General features: G+C 71.9%; 11 protein-coding genes. 6 read left to right on the top strand and 5 right to left on the bottom strand.

Annotated features, from left to right (window positions below; all coding sequences use genetic code 11):
- Window positions 1–179: 179 nt before the first annotated feature.
- Window positions 180–620, bottom strand: coding sequence for a DUF3052 domain-containing protein (locus tag ACZ4EF_RS05115; protein WP_188285110.1), 441 nt, complete (start codon window positions 618–620; stop codon window positions 180–182).
- A gap of 411 nt (window positions 621–1,031) precedes the next feature.
- Here ACZ4EF_RS05115 and aceE point away from each other — a divergent pair, with 411 nt between their 5' ends.
- A complete protein-coding gene (gene aceE, locus ACZ4EF_RS05110; protein ID WP_355344828.1) occupies window positions 1,032–3,779 on the top strand; it encodes a pyruvate dehydrogenase (acetyl-transferring), homodimeric type in 2,748 nt (915 codons plus the stop codon).
- 112 nt (window positions 3,780–3,891) lie between these two features.
- Here aceE and ACZ4EF_RS05105 read toward each other — a convergent pair whose 3' ends face one another.
- Complete coding sequence (locus ACZ4EF_RS05105; protein ID WP_355344825.1) at window positions 3,892–4,158, bottom strand: small hydrophobic protein; 267 nt, start codon at window positions 4,156–4,158, stop codon at window positions 3,892–3,894.
- Window positions 4,159–4,561: 403 nt separating this feature from the next.
- On the opposite strand from ACZ4EF_RS05105, the gene ACZ4EF_RS05100 reads away from it, so the two are divergent.
- The 3 genes from ACZ4EF_RS05100 to ACZ4EF_RS05090 all read left to right on the top strand — a co-directional run bounded on the left by ACZ4EF_RS05100 (window position 4,562) and on the right by ACZ4EF_RS05090 (window position 6,950).
- Window positions 4,562–5,728 carry an alpha/beta hydrolase gene (locus tag ACZ4EF_RS05100; RefSeq protein WP_355344870.1) on the top strand — a complete coding sequence of 389 codons (1,167 nt, stop codon included), beginning with the start codon at window positions 4,562–4,564 and terminating at the stop codon, window positions 5,726–5,728.
- A gap of 77 nt (window positions 5,729–5,805) precedes the next feature.
- Window positions 5,806–6,159 (top strand): MmcQ/YjbR family DNA-binding protein, encoded by a 354-nt coding sequence (locus tag ACZ4EF_RS05095; RefSeq protein WP_355344822.1) that lies wholly within the window; start codon window positions 5,806–5,808, stop codon window positions 6,157–6,159.
- Window positions 6,160–6,197: 38 nt separating this feature from the next.
- Window positions 6,198–6,950, top strand: a complete 753-nt coding sequence (locus ACZ4EF_RS05090) for a DUF4429 domain-containing protein (protein ID WP_391047353.1) — start codon at window positions 6,198–6,200, stop codon at window positions 6,948–6,950.
- Between the two features lie 61 nt (window positions 6,951–7,011).
- On the opposite strand, the gene ACZ4EF_RS05085 is transcribed toward ACZ4EF_RS05090, so the two are convergent.
- Window positions 7,012–8,034 carry an aldo/keto reductase gene (locus ACZ4EF_RS05085; RefSeq protein ID WP_391160185.1) on the bottom strand — a complete coding sequence of 341 codons (1,023 nt, stop codon included), beginning with the start codon at window positions 8,032–8,034 and terminating at the stop codon, window positions 7,012–7,014.
- Window positions 8,034–8,543 carry a MerR family transcriptional regulator gene (locus ACZ4EF_RS05080; protein WP_401853226.1) on the bottom strand — a complete coding sequence of 170 codons (510 nt, stop codon included), beginning with the start codon at window positions 8,541–8,543 and terminating at the stop codon, window positions 8,034–8,036. Before ACZ4EF_RS05080 ends, ACZ4EF_RS05085 begins: the two co-directional genes overlap by 1 nt.
- 144 nt (window positions 8,544–8,687) lie before the next feature.
- On the opposite strand from ACZ4EF_RS05080, the gene ACZ4EF_RS05075 reads away from it, so the two are divergent.
- Window positions 8,688–9,506, top strand: coding sequence for a serine hydrolase domain-containing protein (locus ACZ4EF_RS05075; RefSeq protein WP_467502826.1), 819 nt, complete (start codon window positions 8,688–8,690; stop codon window positions 9,504–9,506).
- 5 nt (window positions 9,507–9,511) lie between these two features.
- Here ACZ4EF_RS05075 and ACZ4EF_RS05070 read toward each other — a convergent pair whose 3' ends face one another.
- A complete protein-coding gene (locus ACZ4EF_RS05070) occupies window positions 9,512–10,225 on the bottom strand; it encodes a pirin family protein (protein WP_391047646.1) in 714 nt (237 codons plus the stop codon).
- A 372-nt stretch (window positions 10,226–10,597) separates the two neighbouring features.
- Here ACZ4EF_RS05070 and ACZ4EF_RS05065 point away from each other — a divergent pair, with 372 nt between their 5' ends.
- Window positions 10,598–11,803, top strand: a complete 1,206-nt coding sequence (locus ACZ4EF_RS05065) for a PucR family transcriptional regulator (RefSeq protein ID WP_355344804.1) — start codon at window positions 10,598–10,600, stop codon at window positions 11,801–11,803.
- Window positions 11,804–11,840: the final 37 nt, after the last annotated feature.

Here is an 11,840-nt window from a genome sequence, read left to right as displayed (position 1 = left end):
GGAAAGGAGGAGCCCGCGGACCGCCACAACAACAAAGACACACACAAACACCTGCGACCCCACCCCCCCCCCCCCCCCCCCCACGGGGGCGCCCCCCCCCCCCCCCGCGGCCAGCGTGTGACGGGCGGCGGACGGCCGCGGGGCGCAACCCCTGCGGCGGGCCGCCGGTGCCGGGAAAGCTACCGCTTCCCCGCGCGGGCCGTCTTGGGTGTCACGAGACGGCTGCCGGTCCAGTCCTTGGCGGCGTTGACGCTGCTGGTCTGGGCGAGGCCCGCGGTCTGCGCGGCCTCTCCGATCTCGCTGGGCTCGACGTGGCCGTCACGCCCGGTCTTCGGGGTCATGAGCCAGATCGGGGCGCCGGGGTCGACCGTCGACGTGGCGTCGACGAGTGCGTCGGTGAGGTCGCCGTCGTCCTCGCGGAACCACAGCAGGACGGCGTCGGGCACGTCGTCGTACTCCTCATCGGCGAGCTCCTCGCCCGTGAGCTCCTCGATACCCTCTCGAAGCTCCTGGTCGCAATCCTCGTCGTACCCGAGCTCCTGGACCACCTGTCCGGGCTCGAAACCAAGCCGGCTCGCCGGGTTGGTCCGCTCCTCCGCGTGGTCCGCGGTCGCGCTCACGCTTTGCCTCCTGTCATGGGGAAAATCTGCCCGCGCCTGTGCGGGTTATTGGCGGTAGTCCACACGGGCTGGGCGGATCGCGCAAGTACCCGGCGTACGAGACCGTCGAAACGGTGACGATTCGACCGTGTCACCGCAACCCGCACACTCAATGGTGACGCACATCACGGCGGTTTGCCGGTGTTGTGCGTGATTGGAGCCGCGAGTCGGTCGTACGAGCGACTGGGCGTAGAGTTCAGGTTTGGCCTCCCCCAACCTCAGGCCGGGAGGCTCCCGGCCGACCACCGGCCCTGGGGCCGCGCGGCTCATGAGCTGCGGTTACCGCTCGGTAGAGATGACGTATCGAACGACGCGGTACACGATGGAGGCGGCGCGACCCAGCAGAGCTCCACCTAGCAGCGAAGGAACAGCGTGGCTTCCGGATCCGATCGCAACCCGATCATCATTGGCGGCCTTCCCAGCCAGGTCCCGGATTTCGATCCCGAGGAGACGGCGGAATGGCTCGACTCGCTCGATGCGGCCATCGACGAGCGCGGCCGTGAGCGGGCCCGCTATCTGATGCTCCGCCTCATCGAGCGCGCGCGCGAGAAGCGCGTCGCGGTGCCCGAGATGCGCAGCACCGACTACGTGAACACCATCGCCACCAAGGACGAGCCGTTCTTCCCGGGCAACGAGGAGATCGAGCGCAAGATCCTCAACGCCACCCGGTGGAACGCGGCGGTCATGGTCTCCCGCGCCCAGCGTCCCGGGATCGGCGTCGGCGGCCACATCGCCACCTTCGCCTCCTCCGCCTCGCTCTACGACGTGGGCTTCAACCACTTCTTCCGCGGCAAGGACGACGGCCTCGGCGGCGACCAGATCTTCTTCCAGGGCCACGCCTCCCCCGGCATCTACGCCCGCGCCTTCCTGCTCGACCGGTTGAGCGAGGCGCAGCTCGACGCCTTCCGCCAGGAGAAGTCGAAGGCGCCGAACGGCCTTTCCAGCTACCCGCACCCGCGGCTGATGCCGGACTTCTGGGAGTTCCCGACCGTCTCGATGGGCCTCGGCCCGCTGGGCGCGATCTACCAGGCCCGGATGAACCGCTACATGGAGGCGCGCGGCATCGCCGACACCTCCACGTCGCACGTGTGGGCGTTCCTCGGCGACGGCGAGATGGACGAGCCGGAGTCGCTCGGCCAGCTCTCGATCGCCGCCCGCGAGGGCCTGGACAACCTGACCTTCGTCGTCAACTGCAACCTCCAGCGCCTCGACGGCCCGGTGCGCGGCAACGGCAAGATCATCCAGGAGCTGGAGTCGCAGTTCCGCGGCGCCGGCTGGAACGTCATCAAGCTGATCTGGGACCGCTCCTGGGACCCGCTGCTGGCCCAGGACCGCGACGGTCTGCTGGTCAACAAGATGAACACCACCCCGGACGGCCAGTTCCAGACGTACGCGACCGAGACCGGTTCGTACATCCGTGAGCACTTCTTCGGCGACGACCAGCGGCTGCGCAAGATGGTCGAAGGCATGTCCGACGAGCAGATCCTGCACCTCGGGCGCGGCGGCCACGACCACCGCAAGGTCTTCGCGGCCTACACGGCGGCCAAGGAGCACAAGGGCCAGCCGACGGTGATCCTCGCGCAGACCATCAAGGGCTGGACGCTGGGTCCGAACTTCGAGGGCCGCAACGCGACGCACCAGATGAAGAAGCTGACGGTCGACGACCTCAAGCGCTTCCGCGACCGGCTGCACCTGCCGATCACCGACCAGCGGCTCGACGAGGGCTACCCGCCGTACTACCACCCCGGCCGGGACTCCGAAGAGATCCAGTACATGCACGACCACCGCAAGGCGTGCGGCGGTTACGTGCCCACGCGCGTGGTGCGGGCCAAGCCGCTGCCGCTGCCGCCGGAGAAGACGTACGCGACCGCGAAGAAGGGCTCGGGCCAGCAGTCGATCGCCACCACCATGGCGTTCGTCCGCGTCCTGAAGGACCTGATGCGGGACAAGGAGATCGGCAAGCGCTTCGTGCTGATCGCCCCCGACGAGTACCGCACCTTCGGCATGGACGCGTTCTTCCCGAGCGCGAAGATCTACAACCCGATGGGTCAGCAGTACGAGTCGGTCGACCGCGAGCTGCTGCTGGCGTACAAGGAGTCGCCGACCGGGCAGATGCTGCACGACGGCATCTCCGAGGCGGGCTGTACGGCGTCGCTGATCGCGGCGGGCTCGGCGTACGCCACGCACGGCGAGCCGCTGATCCCGGTCTACGTCTTCTACTCGATGTTCGGGTTCCAGCGCACCGGCGACCAGTTCTGGCAGATGGCCGACCAGCTCTCGCGCGGCTTCGTGCTGGGCGCGACCGCGGGCCGCACCACGCTGACCGGCGAGGGCCTCCAGCACGCGGACGGCCACTCGCAGCTCCTGGCCTCCACCAACCCCGGCTGCGTCGCGTACGACCCCGCCTTCGGCTACGAGATCGCGCACATCGTGCAGGACGGTCTGCGCCGGATGTACGGCGAGACCGCGGACGGCAAGCCGGGCGAGGACGTCTTCTACTACCTCACCGTCTACAACGAGCCGATCCAGCACCCGGCCGAGCCCGCGGACGTCGACGTGGACGGCATCCTCAAGGGCATCTACCGCTTCAAGACCGGCGAGGCCGGTACGATCCCCGCGCAGATCATGGCGTCGGGTGTGGCGGTGCCGTGGGCGGTCGAGGCGCAGCGCATCCTCGCCGAGGACTGGAACGTACGGGCCGACGTATGGTCCGCGACGTCCTGGAACGAGCTGCGGCGCGAGGCCGTCGCGATCGAGGAGCACAATCTGCTGCACCCGGAGGAGGAGCAGCGCGTGCCGTACGTGACGCGCAAGCTGTCCGGGGCCGAGGGGCCGTTCGTGGCCGTCTCGGACTGGATGCGGGCGGTGCCCGACCAGATCTCGCGCTGGGTGCCCGGCACGTACTCCTCGCTGGGCGCGGACGGCTTCGGCTTCGCGGACACCCGTGGCGCGGCCCGTCGCTTCTTCCACATCGACGCGCAGTCGGTGGTCCTGGCGGTCCTCACCGAGCTGGCCCGCGACGGCAAGGTCGACCGGTCCGTGCTGAAGCAGGCCGTCGACCGCTACCAGCTCCTGGACGTGGCCTCGGCCGACCCGGGCGCGGCGGGCGGCGACGCGTAGTTCGGCTCCGCCTCGGGTTCGCCCGGGCTCCGCACGACAACGGCCTCCGGGCCGAGAGGGCTCTCCCTCTCGGCCCGGAGGCCGTTCGTACGCCCGCGCGGCGCGGGCGGGGCTACTGGGCCACGTAGAGCAGCGCGATGAGTGTGTCGAGCGCGCCGAGGAACAGCGCGATCAGGGCCAGCAGGGGTTTGCGGCCGCTCCAGCGGCGGCCCATCGCGAGCCAGCCGCAGACGACCGCCACGGGGCCGAACACGATGCCCAGGACGAAGAAGCCCACGACCGCGCTGATGACTCCGATGATGCCGAGCCTGCCGCCGGTGCGCTCCACTTCGACTCGGGTGCCGCGGGAGCGTTCGGTCGTGGCGAAACGTCGAGCCATGGTTCCCTCCTCGGGGTCCCGTCCTCGGGTCCTGCCGGTTCGATTGCCCGCTGCGGGCACCGCTATGCCGCGCGGAGGCCGCCTACCGGCCGCGTATCGCCTTGTGAGTGCCTTCCGGCGGGCGCCGGGAACCGGGGGTGCGTCCGACTGGCGGCAGCCGCGTAACCTCCGGTCAGATCATTCCGTTTCCAAACGTGATCTGACTCACCCTTGACCCGGCCACCCGTCCGGGTCTTCTACGCTGGACCGCGGAGCCGCGCCCAGGGACGCCGTTGTCCGCACGTACTGCCCCACAGCACCTGACGCCCCACCTCCCGCCCCCATATCCCCGCTGCCCGGTTGAACCCGGGACGAATCCGCGAGGCATCTGCGAGTGAGCCTTCTCGAAGCGCGACTGAGCCCCATGTCGATCCGCGCCCTGCTGGCCCTGTCGGTCGTCTTCATCATGCTGGCGACCACCGGCTGGACGGCGCTGCGCCCCGGCGGGGCCGGCGACCCGCGGGCCGCCGCCCTGTCGTCCTGGCGGCACGGCACCATCGCCTCGCACAAGCTGCCGGACCCCGACAGCGGCGCCCGGACGATCGCGCGCTTCTTCGCGTCGCTCACCGGCGGCCAGCGGCTCGCGCTCACCGAGCGGTACCCGCTGATCGTCGGCAATCTCAACGGCGCGCCGCTCACCTTGCGCTACCGGGCCAACCACGCGGCCATCGAGCAGGCCCGCACCGCGGAGACCGCGCGCTCGCACAGCGACCAGTTCACCGTGGCGGGCCGGATCGACGCGGCGCGGCGGGCCGCGCGCTACACCTCGCTGCTCAGCGGCCACCGGCAGATCCTCTCCTTCGACCCGACGGGCTCCGGCCGGGTCGCGGAGGTCTTCGGCGACCTGAAGGCCGCCAAGCGGGTCTCCGTCGTCGTCCCCGGCGTCGACACCAACCTGCTCACGTTCGAGCGCGCCACCAAGTCGTACGCGGCCCCGGTCGGCATGGCGACGGCGCTGTACGACGCGGAGCGCGCCGCCGACCCCGGCGTGCGGACGGCCGTGATCGCGTGGGCGGACTACACCACGCCGACGGGGCTCGGCCTGGACGCCTCGACGGGCAACATGGCCGAGCGCGGCGCCACCCGGCTGAACGCGCTGCTCAGCGCCTTGCCGCAGCACGCCGAGGTGTCGCTCTTCTGCCACTCCTACGGCTCGGTGCTGTGCGGGGTGGCCGCCCCCGACCTGCCGGGCCGCTCGGTCTCCGACATCACGGTCTTCGGCAGTCCCGGCATGCGCGTGCAGCGCGCCTCGCAGCTCCACACGTCGGCGCACGTGTGGGCGGCGCGGGACAGTTCCGACTGGATCAGCGATGTGCCGCACCTGGAGATCGCCGGGCTCGGCCACGGCGCCGACCCGGTCAACGACTCCTTCGGCGCCCGGGTGATCAGCGCCGCCGGAGCCAGCGGGCACCCCGGCTACTTCGCGCCCGGCACCACCAGCCTGGCCAACTTCACGCAGATCGCCCTGGGCAACTACGCGGCGGTCGCCTGCCAGGACGCGGACGAGGGCTGCACCTCGGGGCTCGCCTGAGGGCCGGGCCGGGCCTCGGCTCGTCCGGGGGCCGGCTGCGGGGGCGCGCTGTCACAGGGCCGCCCTACGCTGGCCGCATGGCCACCTTCGAGGAGTTCGCGGACAGCGCCCTGGCGCTGCCGCGGGCGCACCGGCAGATCACCTGGGGCAGCGAGCACACCTTCCGGGTCGGCGAGAAGATCTTCGCCATGGGCAACCCCGACGGCGCCCATGTGTCGCTGAAGGCGTCCAAGGAGGATCAGACCGAGCTGATCGCCGCCGACCCCGGCACCTTCTCGCCCGCCCCCTACGTCGGCCGCTTCGGCTGGGTGCGCGCCGCCCTGGACTCCGTCGACCCGGACGAGCTCGCGGAACTCCTCACCGAGGCCTGGCGCCGCACGGCTCCGCGCCGCCTGGTCAAGGAGTTCGACGAGGCCGCGGGACGCGCGTAGTTCCTGACGGGGTACCGCCAAGCGGGAGGCCGCTTACGATGGCCCGTATGGGTGATGTGCTGGCCGGAAACAACGCTGAATGGGAGTTCGAACCAGAAGCGGTGGTGATCCGGTACAGCAGAGGCGTACGGGGCGTGAGGTTTCTCCAGGCCCTCGGGGAACGCCGGATTCCGCATGAGGCGCTGGACGGGATCGAACTGCTGGACGGGCGGCGCGGCACCGTCGTCCTGCGGGCGCTGCCCAGGCCCGGCGCCGATCCGGTGATCGAGGCGGCCGGCGGCCAGCTCAAGGAGAGCGCGGACCCGTACCGTCTGGTGCTGCCCGCGCAGTCGCGCACGCTCGCGGAGTACTACCGGGACGAGCTGCGCCCCCTGCTCGGCCCCCAGGTGCGGCACAGCCTCGACGACGGCCCGGCGGAACGTTTCCTCGTGGCCCCACCTGCGGCGCCGCGCTCCTTCAAGGCGTACGACGCGAAGGCGCTGTTCGACGGCCGCACCGTCAGTTTCCGCTGGTTCTGGACGGGCGCGTCGTCCGCGAAGTGGAAAGCGGGCGACCAGAGCTTCCCGGTGGAACAGCTCAGCGGCCTCGACTGGCGCTCGCCCGAACTCCTCCACGGCCATCTGCGGCTGCTGCGCCGCGACGCCGACCGGCAGGAGCAGCCCGGCGAGGCCGACCAGGACCCGGCCGCCGTCGTCTTCGGCCTCGGCTACGGGCCCGTGCACGAGTCGCTGCCCTTCGCCGCGGCGGTGCTCGCCGCGATCAAGTCCGCCCGCGTACGGCCGCAGCCGTAGGGCGCGGTCGTACGCGGGCGGGTGGCGCCGTGTAGCGCCGTGTGTGGCTGAATCCGTACGGCTACTCGCGCGCCGCCGACGTACTGCTCATGTCCGGGTAGCGGTCGCCCGCCACCTGCGCGGCGATCGGTTCGAGCAGCTCCAGCTCGGCCGGGGTGAGCGTGATCCGGGTGGCCGCGGTGTTCTCCAGCACGCGGGCGGACTTGCGGGTGCCCGGGATCGGCACCACCGGCAGGCCGTGCACGGCGGCGCGCTGCTGCACCCAGGCCAGCGCGATCTGGCCGAGGGTCGCGCCGTGCGCCTCGGCGACGGCGCGGACCGGGGCCAGCAGGTCCGCGTTGCGCCGGGCGTTCTCGCCGGTGAAGCGCGGCTGGCTCTGCCGGAAGTCGCCGCTGCCCAGCTCGGTGGCCGCGTCGGTGAACGAACCGGTCAGGAAGCCGCGGCCGAGCGGCGAGTACGGCACGAAGGCGATGCCCAGTTCGGCCGCCGCGCCGACCGCGGACTGCTCCACGTCCCGGCTGAACAGCGACCACTCCGACTGGATCGCGCTGATCGGGTGCACCGCGTGCGCCTCGCGCAGCTCCGCGCCGGTCACCTCGGACAGCCCCAGCCAGCGGACCTTGCCCTCCGTGACCAGCTCGCCCATCGCGCCGACCGACTCGCTCAGCGGGACCGCCGGGTCGCGCCGGTGCATGTAGTACAGGTCGATGACGTCCGTGCCGAGGCGGCGCAGGCTGCCCTCGACGGCCTGCCGGATGTACGGCGGGTCGTTGCGGATCGCCCGGTACGAGGAGTCGTCGCGCTTGCGCTCGTTGGCGAACTTCGTCGCCAGGACGATCTCGTCGCGGTGCGCCTTGACGAAGGGGGCCAGGAACTCCTCGTTGTCGCCGATCCCGTACATGTCGGCGGTGTCGTAGAGGGTGACGCCGACGCCCAGCGCCGTCTCCAGCGTCTCGCGGGCCGCGGCCTCGTCGGTGTCGCCGTAGAACTCGCTCATGCCCATGCAGCCCAGCCCCTGGACACCGACCGCGGGTCCTTCGGTGCCGAGGGTCGTGGTGGCGATACGTGAGGTGTCGTCGCTCATCAGGCGCCTGTCCTTTCCTGCGCTGCGGGGTGCCGCACGGCGGGGGTCCGCGGCGCGGGGTCCTGCACGGTGGAGCACGCGTACGTGCTGATCTTGAAGTCGAGGACCGTCAGGGTGTCCTGGAGCTCGGCGATCCGCTGGAGCACGTCCAGCCGGGTGGACTCCAGCAGCGCCTGCCGGTCGGGGAACGTGTGGTCGCCGCTGCGCACCAGCTCGGCGTACCGGACCATGTCGGCGACCGGCATCCCGGTCAGCCGCAGCTTGCCGACGAAGGCCAGCCAGTCCAGATCGCGGTTGGTGAACCGGCGCTGGCCGGTGTGCGAGCGGTCCACGTGCGGCATCAGGCCGATCCGCTCGTACCAGCGCAGGGTGTGCGCGCTGAGGCCGGTGAAGGCGGCCACCTCGCTGATCGTGTACTGGTCCTGGCCGTCGGGCCGCAGGTGCCCGTCGTCATCCGCGCAGCTCGTCGTATTACTCGGTTTGCTCTTCGCCACCTGCACGACCGTCATACCCTCCACGCTAAGACCTTGGAGTGCACTCCAAGCAAGTGGGCTCCGCGCGCCGGGCCCGCTCCGGTCCCGCTCCTGCCCCGCCCCGGCCTCCCTCCGGTCCCGCCCCGAAGCGCGGCACGGACACGCTTTAAGCTCGCACGCATGGAGAGCTTGCGCCTGATCGAGCAGTGGCCGGTGACGAACGCGGCGGCGGCCGTGGTGCGGCAGGACGGGACGGTGGCCGGGTCGCACGGGGCGACGGGACAGCGGTTCCGGCTCGCCTCGGTCACCAAGCCGCTGACCGCGTACGCGGCGCTGGTGGCGTACGAGGAGGGCGTCTTCGAACTGGACGACCCGGCGGGTCCCGAGGGCTCCACCGTGCGGCACCTGCTCGCGCACGCGTCCGGGCTCGCCTTCGACGAGGACCGGGTGACGGCGCCGCCCGGCACCCGGCGGCTGTACTCCAACGCGGGCTTCGACGTGCTCGGCGAGCACCTGGCCAAGGCCGCGGGCATCCCCTTCGCGGAGTATCTGCGGCAGGCCGTGCTCGAACCGCTGGGCATGACCGCCACCGGCCTGTCCGGCGCGGGCTCCCCCGCCGCCGACGGTGTCTCCACCGTCGACGACCTCGTCCGTTTCGCCGCCGAGCTCCAGGCCCCGCGGCTGCTGCACCCCTCCACCGTGGCCACCGCCACCTCGGTGGTCTTCCCCGGCCTCAAGGGCGTCCTGCCGGGCTACGGCCACCAGAATCCCAACGACTGGGGCCTGGGCTACGAGATCCGCGCCGCCAAGTCCCCGCACTGGACCGGAGCCCTCTCCTCCCCCGCGACCTTCGGCCACTTCGGCCAGTCCGGCACCTTCCTGTGGGTCGACCCGGTCGCCGGAGCCGCCTGCGTCGCGCTCACCGACCGCGACTTCGGGGAGTGGGCGGTGCCGCTGTGGCCGCGCTTCACCGACGCCGTCCTCACCGAGCTGCGCTAGGGCGGTCAGCCGTACGACGGCTCGGCGTGCATCTCCCACACCAGGTACTCCGCCGGGCCCTCGCACCGCGCCGTGAGCGCGTCCGCGCCGGTGATCCGGGCCGCGTCCCCCGCCGTCAGCAGCTCGTCGCCGAGCCGCACACCGCCGCGGACGACATGCACATAGCGGTACGGGGCCGACGGCAGCGGCGCGCTGTCCGCCGTCACCGGGCGGCCCACGTACAGCGCGGCGGCGCGCTGCCGCAGCCGCAGCGCCCGCGGGGGCGCGTCCGGGGCGCCCGTGGCCAGCAGCGTCAGACCGGGGCCCGGCGGGGCCGGGTCGCTCACGCTCGCGTAGGCCGGGGCCTCCCCGAACGTGTCGGGGTGCAGCCACATCTGAACGAACGTCAGCCGCGTCCCGCCCGCGTTGCGCTCGACATGGCGTACGCCGCCGCCCGCGCTCAGCCGCTGGAGCCCGCCGGGGCCGAGGCGGTGCGGCGCGCCGCCCTCGTCCCGGTGCTCCAGCTCGCCTTCCACCACCCAGGTGACGATCTCCGTGTCCCGGTGCGGGTGTTCCCCGAACCCCGCGGCCGGTTCCAGGCTCTCCTCATTGCACGCCAGCAGCAGGCCGAACCGGACGTTCTCGGGGTCGTAGTGACCCCCGAACGAGAACGCGTGCCGCGTCACGATGCCCTTCTCCGGCACCGATCGCATCCTGCTCGCGGCCCGCCGCACGTCGATCACCGCCCCACGATACCCAGACCCCACCCCGCCGGGCCGTGGGCCTGCCCGTGCGGCTGCCGCCGCGCGGGCCCGCTGTCCGCACGACCTGTGCCCCGTCTGGGGCGCTGGGGGCACCCCCCGGCCGGAGGTTGGGGGAGGAACTGCGCGGCCAGCCGCCGCGCTCCCGCAGGTCACCACCCGCCCCGGCGGGGCAGTTCGGTTGTCTCCGGACCACCCGCCGGTGGGGGCTTGTCGCGCAGTTCCCCGCGCCCCTAAAAGCCACGTCCTGCGCAAGGTGGACGTACGGGACCGGGGCCGGGTCGAGGACGGTGGGGGTGATCGCCGTACCCCTGGAGCGCGCCCCGCAGGGGATAAGGCAGGCTTGTCCTCGTGCCCGAGCCCTCGCAAAGCCCGCAACCTCCCGCAGAGACAGGCCGCGGCAGCCATGCCGCCACGCTCCGGCGGCTGGAGAAATCCGCCGGAAGGCTCGCCGCGAACGCCATCGCGCGGATGGACGCGCAGTTGCCGTGGTACCGGGCGATGCCACCGGAGAACCGGTCGTGGATCGGCCTGGTGGCCCAGGCCGGCATCGCCGCGTTCACGGAGTGGTTCCGGCACCCCGAGGCGCCGCAGGCGATCAGCACCGACGTGTTCGGCACGGCGCCGCGCGAGCTGACCCGGGCGATCTCGCTGCGGCAGACCGTGGAGATGGTGCGCACCACCATCGAGGTGATGGAGGCGGCGATCGACGAGGTCGCCGCCCCGGGCGACGAGGGCGTACTGCGCGAGGCGCTGCTGGTGTACGCGCGGGAGATCGCCTTCGCGACGGCGCAGGTGTACGCGCAGGCCGCGGAGGCGCGCGGCGCGTGGGACGCGCGACTGGAGTCGCTGGTGGTCAACGCGGTGCTGTCGGGCGAGGCGGACGAGGGCGTGCTGTCCAGGGCCGCCGCGCTGGGCTGGAATTCGCCGGACAAGATCGTGGTGGTGCTCGGCACCGCGCCCACCGGGGACAGCGAGTTGACGGTCGAGGCCATCCGGCGGGCCTCCCGGCACGCGAAGCTCCAGGTGCTGACCGGGGTGCTCGGCGAGCGCCTGGTCGTGGTCGCCGGCGGCGACGACGACCCGATCCGGGTGGCGAAGGCGCTGATCGGCCCGTTCGCGGCGGGCCCGGTCGTCGCGGGCCCGGTCGTGGGCGACCTGCTGACGGCGACGCGTTCCGCGCAGGCGGCGGCGGCCGGACTCAAGGCGTGCGCGGCGTGGCCGGACGCGCCGCGCCCGGTGCTCTCGGACGACCTGCTGCCGGAGCGGGCGATGGCGGGCGACCGCTACGCTCGTGAACAGTTGGTGGAGGAGATCTACAGACCGCTGGAGGAAGCGGGCTCGGCGCTGCTGGAGACGCTGAGTGTCTATCTGGAGCAGGCGTCGTCCCTCGAAGGTGCGGCCCGCATGCTCTTCGTACACCCCAATACCGTTCGCTACCGGCTCCGACGTGTGACCGATGTCACCGGCTGGTCACCCTCCGATGTACGCTCCGCGTTCACCCTGCGCATCGCGCTCATCCTGGGGCGACTGTCCGACGCCGACCGGACGCACTGAGCTTTTGTTGGACACATACAAATCGCCTGACAGTTCT

It is taken from the genome of Streptomyces sp. NPDC025721 (assembly GCF_055558595.1).
This window is presented reverse-complemented; position numbering and strand designations above follow the sequence as displayed.